Source organism: Rhodococcus koreensis, from assembly GCF_900105905.1.
Taxonomy (GTDB): Bacteria; Actinomycetota; Actinomycetes; order Mycobacteriales; family Mycobacteriaceae; genus Rhodococcus_F; species Rhodococcus_F koreensis.
In genome coordinates, this window is the sequence record NZ_FNSV01000003.1 from 1 (window position 1) to 14,537 (window position 14,537).

Sequence of the window (14,537 nt, forward strand, 5' to 3'; positions counted from 1 at the left end):
ATCACCCTGGAGGCCGGGTCGGTGATCATGCGGGGATCGGTGACCGCGGCCGCCCGGTCGCCGGCGGTGACTCCGTGACCGCAACGTTCGCCGGACTCGGCAGCGTGACCGCCGATTTCGCGGAATCGAAGGAGAAGTAGTGGCTACAGCAGCGATCGTCGGTCCCGGGCAACATCGGCCGACCTCCTCGTCAAACTCCAACACACCACCGAGTCGGCGAACCTCGTGAGACAGGCCCGGATCATGGACGATGCCGGTGCGTCTACGTCGTGGACTCCGCCGGCGCGTTGCTGCCCGACGGAGTGGCCGACCGCGTCGCCGTCCTCGTGGCCGAACTCACTCCGACGCGCAGGTCGGGGTGCAGGCGCACCAAATCTGTCGCTCGGTGTCGCGAACTCCATCGCCGGAGTGAAGGCGGGCGCCCGGCAGATCGATGGCACCTCGTGCGCTCTGGGTGCAGTCGCAGGACACTCGCCCACGGAGATCCTCGCCGGCGCATTCGAACGCCTCGGTGTAGCAACCAGGGTGGACACCGACGCCGTCCTCGCGTCGCCGCGAAAGTGACGAAGCCGTTCACCCCCAGACTGCCCGTGGCGGATCGGAATTCGATCATTCAGGGCAAGTGCGGGATGTGCAACTCGTTCCTCTTCCACGCCGAACGAGCCGCGGGACGTTACGGCGTCCCCGCCCACGAGATCCTCGCCCGCGTCGGCGAAGCCGGCTACGCCGGCGGGCAGGAAGACATGATCATCGACGTCGCGATCGAACTCGCCGGACAACGCGCCAACCAGAAGGAAGCATTCACCGTATGAGCACCGACACCACCGCGTGGAACGTCGACACCGCCGCCGAGGTCCTCCTCCGCGCCGAGGAGACCAGAACCGACCGCCACCCCATCAGCGACGACTGGCCCGAACTCGACGTGGACACCGCCTACCAGGTGCAGGCCGCGCTGATCGCCCGCAAGGTGACACAGGGCGAGAAGATCATCGGCGTGAAACTGGGGCTCACCTCCCGTGCGAAGCAGCAGCGGATGGGCATCACGTCGCCTCTCACCGCGTGGCTGACCGACGGCATGGTGCTCGAGGCCGGCGTCCCGATCCCTACCGGCGAGCTGATTCATCCGCGGGTGGAACCCGAGATCGTCTTCGTACTCGGCGAACGTCTCGAAGGTCCCGGGGTCACCGCCGCCACCGCGATGGCGGCCGTCCGTTCCGTCTACGCGGGCATCGAGGTGATCGACAGTCGCTTCACCGACTTCAAGTTCACCCTGCCCGATGTTCTCGCCGACAACGCGTCATCGTCCCGCTTCGTCATCGGTGGCGTCGAACGGGACCCGCGCGACCTCGACCTCGCACTCGAGGCCTGCGTGCTGTCAGTGGACGGCACGGTCGTGGACTCGGCGACGGGCGCCGCAGTGCAGGGCCATCCGGCCGAAGCTCTCGCGCTCGCCGCGAACGCCCTGGCCGATCGCGGGCTCGCACTCGAAGCCGGCTGGATCGTGCTGACCGGCGGCATGACCGACGCCGTCTTCGTCGAACCCGGCAAGCAGATCGTCGCCGAATTCACCCACTTAGGGTCCGTCGCAGTCGCTGGCGAGTGATGACAGCGATGGAGCGATGCGAAACGCCTCGTCGCATACTGCAAGAGACCCCTTGCGATCTGTGGCCGGGGCGCTATTCCGCCATGAACTTGAGTGGCAACGCTTGGCCGCCTTGGCATTGCGGCGGGACTGCACCAGCATGTCGAGCACATTGCCGTGCTGGTCGACCGCCCGCCACAAGTAGCGTTCTTCGCCATCGATCCTCATAAAGAGGGTAAGTCCCACGGCGTGGTGTGAATTCGGTGGGGCAGCGTAGCCGCAGCTCGGGCGTGTCGCTCCGAGTGTGTGGGTGGGCCATCGCGTAGTGATGAACGAGTTACCGACCAAAGTGACTCGACCAAAGGACCACGCGATGACCCACGACCATTCTGCCCTGATCACCCAGCTCGATGCACTCAGGGGCGCCGACCCGGCGAGCGTGTTCGCCGAACTGATCCGAACCGGACTGCAAGCATTGATCGACGCCGAAGCCACCGAAGCCCTCGGCGCCGGCCGCTACGAGCGCACCGCTGAGCGCACCAACTATCGCAACGGCACCCGATCCAAGACCGTCGCCACCACCAGCGGAGACGTCGAAGTGCAGATCCCGAAACTGCGGTCCGGCTCGTTCTTCCCCAGCCTGCTCGAACGCCGCCGGCGGATCGATCAGGCGTTGTACGCGGTGATCATGGAGGCCTACGTCCACGGCGTCTCGACCCGCAACGTCGACGATCTCGTCACCGCACTCGGAGTCGAATCGGGAATCTCCAAGTCGCAGGTCTCACGGATCTGCGCCGGACTGGACACCGAGATCGCCCGGTTCCGGGACCGCACATTGACGCATACGACCTTTCCGTACATCTTCCTCGACGCGACCTACTGCAAGGTGCGGATCGGCGCTCATGTGGTCTCTCATGCCCTCGTCGTGGCGACCGGTGTGTCGATCGACGGGACCCGGGAAGTGTTGGGGACCGCGGTGGGCGACAGTGAGTCGTTCGATTTCTGGCGCGAGTTCCTCGTCGGGTTGAAGGCACGGGGGTTGTCGGGGGTGCATCTGGTGATCTCCGATGCGCATTCCGGGTTGAAAGCTGCTGTGGCGCAGCAGTTCACCGGAGCGTCGTGGCAGCGGTGCCGGGTGCATTTCATGCGCAACGTCGGGTCTGCGGTGACGTCGAAGCAGGTGCCGCCGGTGATGGCGGCGATCAAGACGATCTTCGCTCACACCGATCCCGAGGCTGTGGCCGCGCAATGGGATCAGGTCGCGGACACGTTGGCGAAGTCCTTTCCGAAGGTCGCGTCGATGATGCGCGACGCCAAGCACGACGTGCTCGCGTTCCGGGCGTTCCCGAAAGCGCACTGGCAGAAGATCTGGTCGAACAACCCGAGATCGGTTAACCGGCTCTCGGGCGACACGATTCTGTCCGCGGCGTGAGGTCCGGGGCCGCCGCCCGGATGGGGCGCATGCTGACGGTGGCGGCTCGATTCACGAGAGGAGCAGACGATGGCCGTTCGGGTGCAGACGGCGGGCGACGGTTATGTGGTCGACGGCGAGTGGGAGGGTTGCGCGGCGGCGAACGCGTTCCTCAAGCATCTGGCCGGGCGGGCGTTCAGCGTGGCGACGGTGCGGGCGTATGCGTTCGATATGCTGAATCTGGCGCGGTTCCTGATCGACCGCGATGTCGGATTGGCGGCGGTGACGCCGGTGACCGTGTTCGAGTGGATCGACTGGCAGGGCGTGCGCCGTGATCCCCGACCCGGTGCAGCACCGAGGAACGGCCGGCAGCGGACGACGGCGGCGTCGACGATCAACCGGCGGGTCGCGGCGGTGCGGGCATTGTTCGAGTACCTGGTGATGACCGGGGTGCGCGCCGACAATCCGGTGCCCTCACCCCGGCGCGGGCAGGGGTTACGTCCGTCGGGGCGGGGTTTGCTCGGGCATCTCGGGCCCGGCCGGCCCCGGGCCGGAGGCCGGCTGGTGCGCCAGCCGCGGTTGCTGCCCGAGTCCCTCGACGCCGACGCGGTGGACGTGTTCGTCTCGTCGCTGCGCACCCATCGGGACCGGGCGATGGTGTGGGCGATGCTGCTCGGCGGTCTGCGCAGCGCCGAGGTGCGGTCGCTGCGGCTGGCGGAGGTCGACTTCGGTCGACGTCGGCTGCGGGTGCTCGGCAAGGGTTCGAAGGAGCGGGTGGTGCCGGTCGATGCGGTGTTCTTCACCGAACTGTCGGCCTATCTGCGCCTCGAGCGGCCACCGGGGTTGGCGACACCGGAATGTTTTGTGGTGCTGCGCGGCCCCACGCTGGGGGCGCCGGTGACCGAGGCCGGGCTGCGGTCGTTGTTTCGGCGGCACCGAGAGCTGTCCGGCGCGGGTCGGGTGCGTCCACACCGGCTGCGACACACCTACGGCACCGAACTCGCCTCCGCGGGAATCGATCTGATGGTACTGCGGGAGTTGATGGGGCACGCGTCCCCGGAGACCACCGCCGAGTACGTGCACCTGTCGATCGAGCAGCTCGCCGCCGAATACGGCGCCGCCCGGGCCAGTCTCGCCGGGGAACGGCGATGACCACCGGCTATTCCACCGTCGTCGCGCCGGGCCTACCGCAATCGGATCGCGGGTCTGCGGCAGGTGCTGTTCGAGGCCCGCATCGTCGACACACCACCACGGCGCCGCGTCTGGGCCCGCAGCTATGGCCAACGGTTCGCCGACGTTCCGATGGCCGACGCGATCCGCGAGACGCTATTGCGCTATGTCACCGTCCGGGCCGCGTGCTTCGCCCGAAGTCCGTCGAATCACTGATCAACGACCTGCTGCCATTCGCAGACTATCTCACCACACACCACCCCGAGGTCACCTCCCTCGACGGTCTCGACCGCAGTCACATCGAGGGCTTCCTCGTCTGGAACCGCACCCGCACCTGGCGCGGGCAACGCGCCGCCGCCGGCGCCGGACGCACCATCTCGATGGCGGTGATCCAATCGACGGTGCTGAGCCTGCGCAACCTGCTCGACGACATCACCGCATGGGGCTGGGAGCAGGCACCGCCGCGCCGGCTGGTCTTCGCCGCCGACGTCCCCAAACTCGACCAACCCTTGCCCCGCGCACTGGCACCCGACGTCGACGGCGTGGTGATGAACGCTGTTGCCGGGTTGGAGGATCCGTTCGCTCGCATCGGGTTGACGGTGCTCCGCGGTGCGGGGTTGCGGGTCGGGGAACTGCTCGACCTCGAGCTCGGCAGCGTCGTCGACTACGGCCCGGCCGGGACCTGGCTGAAGGTGCCGCTGGGCAAACTCGCGACCGAGCGCATGGTGCCGCTGTCGGCGGCCACGGTCGCGGCGTTGGACGAGTGGAGCGGCGGGCGCGGCGTCTGCCGGCCGCTGCCGCATCCGCGGACCGGAGCTTTGACCGATTTCCTGTTCGTCGCGCACGGCCGCCGCCTCGGCCAGACCCGGCTGCGCAATGGGCTGCTCGCCGCCGTCGAGCAGTCCGGGCTGCGCGGCGCCGGCGGCGCACCGTTGGTGGTGACACCGCATCAGCTGCGGCATATTGTCTCTGCTTAGTTCCCGTGTTGCATTAGACCCGAAGGTGAGGGCGACCTGGGGGTTTGGTTGTTGCGCCGAGCCGTGTGGTGTTTCTACTGTCAGCGCCCATGATCTTGAGCTACTTCTCGTCGCTGGACTGGCGGTCCTGGGACCTTGAGCATCGTCCCGTGATCCCGGAGGGGATGGCGTTCCTCATCGATGACGATCTGTTGTTCGAGGACGGCCCGGCCGCGCCGCGGCAGGCGTCCGTGGTGAACCGGTGGCTGCGGGAGCTTCCGGCCAGCGGGGCTCCGGCGCCGAGTTCGTGGGAGAACTACGCGCGGGCGGTCAAGGAATGGGCGGAGTTCCTCGCCGAACACGGCGTGGGGTTGTTCGATACCCGGGAACGGTTGAAAGCTGGGCTGAGTCGCTATGCGGAGCACCGCGCAGCGGGGCCGGCGCGGTCGCGGTTCGCGGCGACCACATGGGGCCAGCACATGAGCATCCTGTCGCTGTTCTACCGGTGGGCGATGGAGGAAGGGTTCGCGTCTGCCGAACCGTTCACCTACCGGTCGGCGCGGGCGGTCTTCGCCGGGACCGGCCGGGAGGTGCGGGTGAATCTGGCGGTGCGCCGCACCCCGAAACCGCATGTGACCATCAAGTATCTGGAGCCGGACTTCACCGACCTGTTCCGGAAAGGGTTGCGGGGGCTGGCGCCGGACGGCAACCGCGACACCGGGTTCGCGGGCCGGGAGATGACCCGCAACGCCGCGATCGGTGATCTCGCGCTGGCGACCGGGTTGCGGTTGGGCGAGTTCACGCATTTGCTGCCGTGGGAGATCCCGGCACTGCCGCCGGCGCGGACGGCGATCCCGATCCCATTTCCGGTGCCGGCGGGAATCACCAAGGGCCGCAAGTTCCGCACCACCTGGATCTCCTACGACGCCCTGGCCGGGCTGCACGACTACCTGCAGCTCGATCGCGCAGCCGTCACCGTCGAATCGAGCTGGCGGCCACCACGACGGTGGGGCGAGCCGATGCACGTGAGCGAACCGGACGCCCGCGGCGGCCGGATCAACGGCATCCGCCGGTCGTGGGAGTCATTGACCCCGCCGGAGCGGCGGCGGCTCGTGGCACCGGAGGGCGGGTCGTGCCTGCTGGCGGTCAAGGCCGACGGTGGACCGTTCACGGCGTGGGCGACGGTGTTCGAGCGCACCGCCGACCGGATCCGGGCCCGGTTCGAGCCGCGGTTCCCGCACGTTCACCCGCACCGGCTTCGTCACTGCTTCTCGATGCAGACTTTGGAATATCTGGTGACCGGCTACTACCGGCAGGCAGCGAAGCTGGTGCGCCACACCGATGCCGACGCGGCGCTGATCTTTTACCTGACCAAGGCCGATCCGCTGCTGGTGCTGCGAGATTTGCTCGGGCATTCGACCGTGTTGACCACCGAGAAATACCTGAAGCGTCTTGATACCACACGGATTTACCGGCAGGCCTACGAAACCGAGGGCGCGGCAGCCGGACTCATCGATGCTACCGCAGCCCAGTGGGAAGCCGACGCCGAATTCGACCATGACACCGACGGGGATCTGTGATGCCGACGAGAGTGACCGACGAACCGCTTGGCTTGAGCTGTGTGTTCAGCGACGGCAGCCGGGCGGAGTTCGACCTGGCGGGGTTGCCGAACCCTCGGTTGGCGCGTGATCTGGCAGTCGGGCTCCTGGAGCTGATTCATCCGCACGGCAGCGCGAACTCGGCCGGAACGGTCGATGCCTACGCGGGTGCACTCCGAGCAATGGTTCGCGCGCTCGCCGAGCAGGGTTTCACCGGCGGCGCGAGTGGGCTGCGCCGCGGACAGCTTGCGCAGTTCTGGATGGCGGGACCCAGACGGTTGGAGGCATACACCCGCGCCATGGTGGAGGGATATGCCCGATCCGGCGGCGGCCTCGGCGACGGGGTGCTGGAGCTGGCGGCGGGCCGACACTTCAATATCCAGCCCAACCGTCGACCCCTGCCGCCCTATCCCGAAGTCGAATGGCAGGGTCTGATCACCGCATGCCGCACGGTCGTCGAGGAGTCGTATGCGACGCACCGCCGCGCACTGGCCGCGATCGGGCAGGGCCGTCATCCCACCCAGCACGGATGGACATGGGAGAACTTCTGCTGGCTGCTGGCACGGCTCGGCCCGGTCAGCACTCCCGTGTTCGCCCACACGATCGGCGTGACGCACAGCGTGTTCCACAATCGCCGACCACCAGCGTTCTATGACGCCCTGAGGGCGGTGTTCCCGCACCTGGACGCCGTCATCGCCTACCGCCTGCTGTTCGGCGTCTACTCCGGCATCGTCCCCGACGGCATCGCCGACCTGGGGATCGACGACATCGAATGGGCCGGGGACTCGACCATTCTGCTGTCCTACGTCAAACGCCGCACCGCGGCGGAGACCCTGAACCTGCCGCGTCCGGCGGTGCGTCTGCTCGAGCAGTGGCTGACGCACTCGTCGCTGCTGCGCAGCCTGGTCGCACCAAGCGACCGCGACCGGCTGTGGTTGGGCCTGAGTTACGTGGGCAAACCCGTCCTGATCCGCGAGATCAATCGGGTCAGCATCCAGCGATGGGTGAACCGCCACGGCGTGCTCGGGGCCGACGGTCGGCCGTTGAAGATCCATCGAGCACGCATCCGCACCACTCACCATGCGATGCGCGAGAGGAAGACCTGGACAGGCAACGCCCGCGCCACGATCGACCCCAATCACACGCCCGCTGTCGAAGGCGACCACTACCTGTCGGTGACGACCCCGGGCCAACGGCACGCGGTCGAGGCGGTCATCGAGGATGCCCAGCACGATCTGTTGCGCCGCGCGCAGCCGCCCACCGTGATCGCCGAGGAGGACGCCGCCGCGCTGGCCGACGGCTACCCGCAACTGATGGCGGCGATGAATCTCGACGACCACGCGATCGCCGATTTGGTCGGCGGCGCGCGCGATGTGTTCACCGCAGCATGCGGTGATCAGCTGGCCGGCCTGCACGGTCCGGTCGGCAAGCCGTGTCCGGCCAGGCCGTGGGTCTGCCTGCTCTGCCCGCTGGCGGTGTTCGCGCCGCGGCACGCGGTGAACCTGCTGCGGCTCAAGGCGTTCTTCTCCCGCCAATGGCAGCAGCTGCCCGCCGCGCAGTTCATGGCGGTGTTCGGGCCTTACGCGACTCGGATCGATCAGATCCTGGGCCGGTTCGACCCCGCCGAACTCACGGCCGCGGCTTCCCGGGTCACCGACACCGACGACGAAATCCCCCTTCGCCCAGAGGAACGCACCGCATGACGACCTTCGCCACCAACAGCGCCCGCGAACACCGGACATCAGTCTTCACCGGCGCCGATGTCTGTCTGCAGGCGGGTCTGACACTGCCCGACGACGTTCGCCGCCCCCTGTTCGACGACGACTTATGGGACTTCACCGAGGTCGTCGGGTTGGCAGTCAACATCCCGTTGGCGAACCGCCGCTTCGACTTCGCCGTGATCGGCGACCCGCGATGGCGCATGGTCGCCAAGGAGCTGATCATCGCCGCCCTCGCCCCGCGGCATCCCGCCGTCGCCGAATTGCCCAGGGCATACCGCACACCGCTGCATCTGCGCAGCTGCATCGGACGGCTGGGCGAGCTGACGCGACTGTTCCGCTGGCTCGACCGGCGACACGTCACCACGCTGGCCGAAATCGACACCCACACCTGCGAGGCCTACCTGGCATTCCGGCGCTACATCCTCGACGAGGACGGCAATGTTGTCGGTGAACAGAGCCCCGCGGTTCGACGCGCTGCGGCGCAGATCATCGTCGACCTGGTCAACCACCGAGACCTGTTCACCGCCGACCGCGTCCGCGCCGATCTTCGCCCCTGGGGCGGCGCATCGGCTTCCGCCGTCGCCGAAATGCGTTCCGGCCGTGACGGAAACACCACGCCCGCCGTTCCCGACGAGATCCTGCAGCCGATGCTCGCGGCGGCGCTGCACCTGATGCAGGTCCTCGGCCCGCACGCGGTCGCATTGAACCAGCAGGTCCGCGAACACGACCGCGTCCATTCGGTCAGGATCGGACAGCGGCGTCAAACCACCACCTCTGCGGTCGACGACATCGTGACCGTGTTGGCCGACTACACCAGGACAGGGACGCCGCTGCCCCGACACGAAGACCATGAGATCACCAAACGGCTGGCCGCCGGATGGTCAGCCGACGACCTACTGCTGCCCGTCGCCACCGGGATTCTCGCCAGGCAGGCCGGACGCCGCAATATCGACTCCCGTTGGTTGCCGCGACTGCGCGGACCGCTCACCAACGCAGTCGCCGCGGTCGGGGTCGAGAAGGTATTCGCTCGCGACGCCGAACAGGCGCCGACCGCCGACGGCGCGACACGGCCCTGGAGCCTGCCGCTGCACCGATCGCAGGCCGTCGCCGTGGTCGGGATCGTCCGAACAGCCGCGATCATCGTGCTCTCGGCATCATCAGGGATGCGCAGCAGCGAGTTGATGGAACTACGTGTTGGCTGCCGCCGCCCGATCGAGGAACCCATACCCGGGCTCATGCGCTACCGCATCGCCAGCAAGATCGTCAAAGGCCAGCCGCTCGGCGGCACCGACGACGAATGGGTCGTCATCGAACCGGTCCACCGAGCTGTCGAACTCATCGAACAACTGCACGACGATCCACGCGATGATGCTCTTCTGTTGTCCCGGTTCAGCTTCCGGGTCCGTTACATCTGGTTCCGCAACTGGGTCAACTCTTCGGCAGGAGAACGCCTGGGCCTGGCCCCAATTCCCGAGGGACCGGTCTCACTGCGGATGCTCAGAAGAACGATCGCGCTGGAATTGGCCTATCGCCCCGGCGGGGTTCTCGCAGCAAAACTGCAGCTCAAGCATATCGCAACCGCAACAACCGAAGGCTATGCGGCCCGGCCGGGTGGCGCTCAAGCCGAGTTACTGGCCGAGGTCAACAAGCATGAAGCCGACCGCAACCTTCAGCTGATACTGGCCGAGTTCCACAACTACCGCAACGGCATCCTGCCCTCCGGCCCCGGCGCCCGAAACCTCACCGAGTTCTTCGCCACTGTCGACGCCGACGTGAACGCGGAATCGGCTGCGGCACCGAAGGTGCAGCGCAACGATCGCGACATCCTCAACCTGCTGTCCAAACGAGCCAAGGTCCTGCACCTGGGCCCGGCGAACTACTGCTGGTTCGTCGACCCGTCCCGCGCCCTCTGCCTCAAGCTGGCCGGCACCCCGACCGCGACGCGGCCGATGATCGGCATGTGTGACTCGGCGCGTTGCCCGCAGGCCACCCACCACGATGTCCATCGCTCCGTCTGGGCCGAGCACGCCGAACGCACCAAGATCTTCCTCGGCCAACTCGGCAAGACTCGCGCCACCGAGCGCACCCGCCTGCAAGCCGACCACGACCGCGCCGTCCGGGTCATCGCCGATATCGACACGGCCACAACCACCGCGAGCGGGGACCTGCCATGAGAATCAGTGCCGACCAACGCACCCAGAACGAGAACCGCATTCGCGCCGCCATCGACCGACTGCTGCGCGGCGAGATCCCACCCGGCGGAGGCTGCGACATCAAGACCCTCGCCGCGGCGGCCGGCGTCGATCGCACCGCCTTCTACGGCAGCAGGCCCTACGCGCACCTACGCGCCGAGTTCGAACACCGGCTTGCGCAGCTACAGAACAACGGCGAAACCCCCGACCCGAAGACTGCGCAGATCGAACGACTGAAAACAGAGATAGACAACCTCAAAGACCGCCTGAATCAGGCCTATTCGACCATCGAGGAGCTCACCGACTTCCGCAGCCGGGCACTCGCACGGCTGGCCGCACAACACGAAGAAATCCTCCGCCTCCGCGCCGCCACAGACCCGAACGCCAACGTCACCCAGCTACCGACGACACGCCAGAAAATCATCGGGCCATGCTGACGCAGAATCGAGCGGTGATGTCAGTCACAAACACACAGGTCTTATCGCTACACACGCGGCCACCAGCGTCGCGAACTCCGCGCCGGGAATCGTCCACTTCAAACGCAACACGAACCCGACCGCACACGGCCTCTGCGGACACAAGGCATACCTGGGCGACCGAACTCGCCAATGCCGGAATGAGCCTGCAGGCGTTGATGGCGCTGCTCGGGCACGTCACTCCTCAGATGACTCTCCGCTACGCCACCCTCGCATCGCCGACGCTGCGCGACGCCTACGACCAGGCCATGGGCAAGATGCGGCGGCGGTTCACCCTCACCCCGGTCGGCAAACCGATCGTTCCCGACACCGTCAGCTGGCTCGGCAGCGAGATGCTCAAAACCCGCCTCGCCCATGGCTACTGTTCTCGGCACGAGGCGGCCGGAGCCTGTCCCTATGCCAACATCTGCGAGACCTGCGACAACTTCGTCACCGGACCCGAATTCCGCGACACGCTCGAGGCGCAACGCACCGACGTCCAGGCACTCGAAGCCGATGCCTGCGACCGCGGCTGGCCCGACGAAGCTGCTCGCCACCACCGCGTTGCAGACGCCCTGACCGATCACCTTCACCGGCTCGACCGCTGACCCAAATCGCGAACCTGAGGTTGACCCACACGCGAAGGCCGGTTAATCGAACGATTGAACAAGGAGATCAAACGCCGCGCCGATGTCGTCGAGATCTTCCCGAACCCGGCAGCGTTCCTCCGGTTGGCGACGGCGGTGGTGATCGAAGCGCACGACGAGTGGCAGGTCACCCGCCGCTACGTCTCAGACGTCAGCATGGACGAGCTCAAAGTCATCATCGCCGCCAAACAACGCGCCTCGACTGACGACACGACGCCGCAATCGTTGACACCCGAACTCGAAACCGCATAACCTACAAAATGACTCGTTGATCACGAACCAGATGGTTCACCGATCCGAAGTACACCACCCCATGGGACGCTGTCCATAAAGACCTCGTCGAAGTGCTATTTATCGCCCGGTCGTGCCCGGCGGTGCCCCAGCCGGCTCGCCCAGTCCTGCCCGAACTTCGCGCACCAGCGCCCGGATCGTCTCGTAGGACACCACGACACCGCGTTCGAGCACCATCTCCTCCACATCACGGAAGCTGAGGCAGAAGCGGAAGTGCAACCACACGCAGCGCCGGAAAATGTCGACTGGGAAGCGGTGACGCTTCTACGACGGCGCTGCGGTGCTCACCAAGCCGATCCTGCCAGCCGGACCCCACTACCGTTAACGTGACACCGCCCACCGCGCACCGCGCAAGGACATGTGGAGCACATCCTGTCCAAGCTGGGTTTCACCTCCCGGACACAGGTCGCCGCCTGGGTTGCGGAACAGACACGCGATCAGAACTGACACATCAGGTTCGAGGCCCTGCGGCCGGTCAGTCATATTGCCTACGGTGGAGCGGATTTCGTGAGGTAGTGGCGACGGCCGAGCGGATTGTCGAGGGTGATTAGGAAAGTTGGTACGACGAGTGGTCAGCTACCGCTGATCTAGTGTGCTCTGATGTCCCGCCGGATGTTGTGTGAGTTGCCCTTGTCTCGCTCAGCCTGACTTCTTTGGGAAACATGTCGTCCCGGCCGGGAGAGGCCGGGACGACATGCCAGAGGCCGGAAGTTTGGCCCCCCGATCAGGTGGTCACACGCAGGGCGAGCCGAAACACGTACGCCGTGCTTCCATGGAACTTGTCAGGGTCGCGTGAGTCTTGTCCGCTCCTGTAGAAAATCGGAAGAGAGTGCAGCGGTGATGTCGCCACGCCGATGCGGTCACTTCCGTGGCCGCTACTTCTGATGTGGGCCGGGTCAGGATTTCTTGGCCGTATTCCCGGGGCGATATCATCAATCCTCAGGCACGAAGAGGTGGCTCGGTGTATTGACGTCAGTTGTACTTCAGCTCTTACGCTTTCGGATGAATTCGGTCGACTCGAGGGCCTTCTCTCGCTTCTCCGCCCGGCGCTCCTTGAGGGCACGTGCAGACTGCTTCGAACTCTTGACGGCGGACTTGTCAGCCATTGTCGGTCCTTTCCGAATCGGCAACCGCGAACTGACCTCGACCATACCCAACAAAAGAAATAAGTCCAGTTCAGCGGCCGATACGAGGTGGATCAGGTACAGGCGGGTCGTGACGACGGGGTCGGTTGGAACAACGTCACCGGGTTGTGCCTCCATCGGAGACGCTCTACGTCTCAGTAGCGTGCACCCGGTCGTCCTGCAGTGGCAGTCAGAGCGTCCGAGGTGCAAGGCGCGCAGTAAATTTCACGGAGCTTGTTTATTTCCTGCCGATGGCTTTGGTGCAGGGCAGCGTTACTGGCATCTATCTGGAGGACTGAAATGTGAGTGCAGCTACCGATCGTCAGTGGGCGGTTCGTGACGCTGTTCTGCGTTGGCTTCTTGCGAAGACAACGGAGGGCTATCGCAGCCCGATTCTGGACGCGGATGCCATCGGAGCGGAAGTCGGGTGGGTGGCCTCGGCGCTCACCCACGAGAAGTGTCCGACGCCTCGATGATTCTCTTCAAGGAGAACTACCTGACAGGCGTGCCGGTAATGGGGATCGGGATTCCACGACCGATGCTGACTGTCGCCGGACGTCGGGTGGCCAAGGTCGGCAAACCGCTGAGGTCCAGGATCGACGCTCATCAAGCGAAGTTGCGCCAGCTTCTGGCGACTCCGCTTGGGTAGGCATCCGCGACGACGGCGGCAGTGAAGTGGACGACGGCGGCAGTGAAGTGAATGAGAGAATGCCTCGGCTGGCACTTCACGATGAGTACGTGAGCACGGGCTGAGCACGGAACCGTTGGGGTGTGCACCGTCGTCGGGGCACACCACGCCGTCACCCAGTCCGGTGGCGGTCCCGAGGTGAGAGTCCGTGTACGCGCACCCTGCGGCGCGAAGGTCCGGCTCCGGCCACATCGGTCGATTCTTCATGGTTTGCGTTTCGGTACGGCGTGGCCAGTATGCCGGCGATGTCCGGCAGGGGTGCGTCAGCAAAAAGCAAGTTTGATAACAGGATTCGCTGAAGTGCTAATGGGGGACTAGGTGCTCCGGCGGTCGTGGCCTGGGTGCTGGACGGATCGGTCGATGGTGTGCGGAGCGACTTGATGTTTGACGGTCCGTCGCCGCTCGTGTGGTACGGCGGCGGGCGTGTTGTTCGTTGGTGAGGGTGTAACGGTCGGCGATGACTTCGCGGTCTTTTCGTGGGGTGGGCTGCATATCCGTCTGTGATCTCACCGAGTGCACTCGGAGCCAACCAATTGTTTCCAGACGAAGACAGGAATCGTCCACCATGAGTGTGGCATCCGACCACAGGGCATCGTCGACCCTCACCGGTGCCGGGTCGATCAGCACGTCGAGATCAAGTCCCCACCCGCCGCGGTCGTCGCGGACGACAACACCGCATCCTTCGCCCTCGTTGCCGGCTAT

At 66.0% G+C, this 14,537-nt stretch carries 9 protein-coding genes and 7 pseudogenes; 13 read left to right on the forward strand and 3 right to left on the reverse strand.

Annotated elements, in window-relative coordinates; all coding sequences use genetic code 11:
- Nucleotides 1-243: 243 nt before the first annotated feature.
- The 3 genes from BLV94_RS50285 to BLV94_RS02430 are packed head-to-tail and all read left to right on the forward strand — an operon-like array spanning nt 244 to nt 1,603.
- On the forward strand, nt 244-564 hold the full coding sequence (locus tag BLV94_RS50285; protein ID WP_072949890.1) for a hypothetical protein: 321 nt from the start codon (nt 244-246) through the stop codon (nt 562-564).
- Nucleotides 561-812, forward strand: coding sequence for a hypothetical protein (locus BLV94_RS50290; protein WP_072949892.1), 252 nt, complete (start codon nt 561-563; stop codon nt 810-812). The genes BLV94_RS50285 and BLV94_RS50290 overlap by 4 nt, the downstream gene beginning before the upstream one ends.
- Complete coding sequence (locus BLV94_RS02430) at nt 809-1,603, forward strand: 2-keto-4-pentenoate hydratase (RefSeq protein ID WP_072949894.1); 795 nt, start codon at nt 809-811, stop codon at nt 1,601-1,603. The genes BLV94_RS50290 and BLV94_RS02430 overlap by 4 nt, the downstream gene beginning before the upstream one ends.
- A gap of 99 nt (nt 1,604-1,702) precedes the next feature.
- On the opposite strand, the pseudogene BLV94_RS02435 reads toward BLV94_RS02430, so the two are convergent.
- Nucleotides 1,703-1,789: pseudogene (locus BLV94_RS02435) on the reverse strand (DDE-type integrase/transposase/recombinase); the annotation flags it as partial.
- A gap of 166 nt (nt 1,790-1,955) precedes the next feature.
- Here BLV94_RS02435 and BLV94_RS02440 point away from each other — a divergent pair.
- The 9 genes and pseudogenes from BLV94_RS02440 to BLV94_RS02485 form a co-directional block, all read left to right on the forward strand.
- Nucleotides 1,956-2,966, forward strand: a pseudogene (locus tag BLV94_RS02440) (IS256 family transposase); the annotation flags it as partial.
- A 117-nt stretch (nt 2,967-3,083) separates the two neighbouring features.
- Complete coding sequence (locus tag BLV94_RS02445; protein WP_072951824.1) at nt 3,084-4,145, forward strand: tyrosine-type recombinase/integrase; 1,062 nt, start codon at nt 3,084-3,086, stop codon at nt 4,143-4,145.
- A 6-nt stretch (nt 4,146-4,151) separates the two neighbouring features.
- Nucleotides 4,152-5,125: pseudogene (locus BLV94_RS02450) on the forward strand (tyrosine-type recombinase/integrase); the annotation flags it as partial.
- A 104-nt stretch (nt 5,126-5,229) separates the two neighbouring features.
- The gene (locus BLV94_RS02455; protein ID WP_072951791.1) at nt 5,230-6,699 is read left to right on the forward strand and encodes a tyrosine-type recombinase/integrase; all 1,470 of its coding nucleotides are present in this window, start codon (nt 5,230-5,232) and stop codon (nt 6,697-6,699) included.
- Entirely contained in the window at nt 6,699-8,420 is a 1,722-nt protein-coding gene (locus BLV94_RS02460; RefSeq protein ID WP_074933526.1) for a hypothetical protein, read from the forward strand. Before BLV94_RS02455 ends, BLV94_RS02460 begins: the two co-directional genes overlap by 1 nt.
- Nucleotides 8,417-10,612 carry a site-specific integrase gene (locus tag BLV94_RS02465; RefSeq protein ID WP_074933529.1) on the forward strand — a complete coding sequence of 732 codons (2,196 nt, stop codon included), beginning with the start codon at nt 8,417-8,419 and terminating at the stop codon, nt 10,610-10,612. Before BLV94_RS02460 ends, BLV94_RS02465 begins: the two co-directional genes overlap by 4 nt.
- Nucleotides 10,609-11,067 carry a hypothetical protein gene (locus BLV94_RS02470; protein ID WP_072948145.1) on the forward strand — a complete coding sequence of 153 codons (459 nt, stop codon included), beginning with the start codon at nt 10,609-10,611 and terminating at the stop codon, nt 11,065-11,067. The genes BLV94_RS02465 and BLV94_RS02470 overlap by 4 nt, the downstream gene beginning before the upstream one ends.
- A 143-nt stretch (nt 11,068-11,210) precedes the next feature.
- Nucleotides 11,211-11,693 (forward strand): annotated as a pseudogene (locus BLV94_RS48355) (tyrosine-type recombinase/integrase); the annotation flags it as partial.
- Nucleotides 11,694-11,738: 45 nt separating this feature from the next.
- Nucleotides 11,739-11,984 (forward strand): annotated as a pseudogene (locus BLV94_RS02485) (transposase); the annotation flags it as partial.
- Nucleotides 11,985-12,082: 98 nt separating this feature from the next.
- Here the strand turns inward: BLV94_RS02485 and BLV94_RS50295 are convergent.
- Both BLV94_RS50295 and BLV94_RS51405 read right to left on the reverse strand, forming a co-directional pair.
- Nucleotides 12,083-12,263: pseudogene (locus tag BLV94_RS50295) on the reverse strand (IS6 family transposase); the annotation flags it as partial.
- A gap of 743 nt (nt 12,264-13,006) precedes the next feature.
- On the reverse strand, nt 13,007-13,129 hold the full coding sequence (locus BLV94_RS51405) for a hypothetical protein (RefSeq protein ID WP_255315057.1): 123 nt from the start codon (nt 13,127-13,129) through the stop codon (nt 13,007-13,009).
- 320 nt (nt 13,130-13,449) lie between these two features.
- Here BLV94_RS51405 and BLV94_RS50300 point away from each other — a divergent pair.
- Nucleotides 13,450-13,796: pseudogene (locus BLV94_RS50300) on the forward strand (serine recombinase).
- The last annotated feature ends 741 nt before the right edge of the window (nt 13,797-14,537 follow it).

Bases quoted from the DNA above. Each gene is read 5' to 3' on its own strand.
- BLV94_RS50285 (WP_072949890.1), top strand. From the start codon at position 244: ATGGACGATGCCGGTGCGTCTACGTCGTGGACTCCGCCGGCGCGTTGC.
- BLV94_RS02430 (WP_072949894.1), top strand. From the start codon at position 809: ATGAGCACCGACACCACCGCGTGGAACGTCGACACCGCCGCCGAGGTC.
- BLV94_RS02445 (WP_072951824.1), top strand. From the start codon at position 3,084: ATGGCCGTTCGGGTGCAGACGGCGGGCGACGGTTATGTGGTCGACGGC.
- BLV94_RS02455 (WP_072951791.1), top strand. From the start codon at position 5,230: ATGATCTTGAGCTACTTCTCGTCGCTGGACTGGCGGTCCTGGGACCTT.
- BLV94_RS02460 (WP_074933526.1), top strand. From the start codon at position 6,699: ATGCCGACGAGAGTGACCGACGAACCGCTTGGCTTGAGCTGTGTGTTC.
- BLV94_RS02465 (WP_074933529.1), top strand. From the start codon at position 8,417: ATGACGACCTTCGCCACCAACAGCGCCCGCGAACACCGGACATCAGTC.
- BLV94_RS02470 (WP_072948145.1), top strand. From the start codon at position 10,609: ATGAGAATCAGTGCCGACCAACGCACCCAGAACGAGAACCGCATTCGC.
- BLV94_RS51405 (WP_255315057.1), bottom strand. From the start codon at position 13,129: ATGGCTGACAAGTCCGCCGTCAAGAGTTCGAAGCAGTCTGCACGTGCC.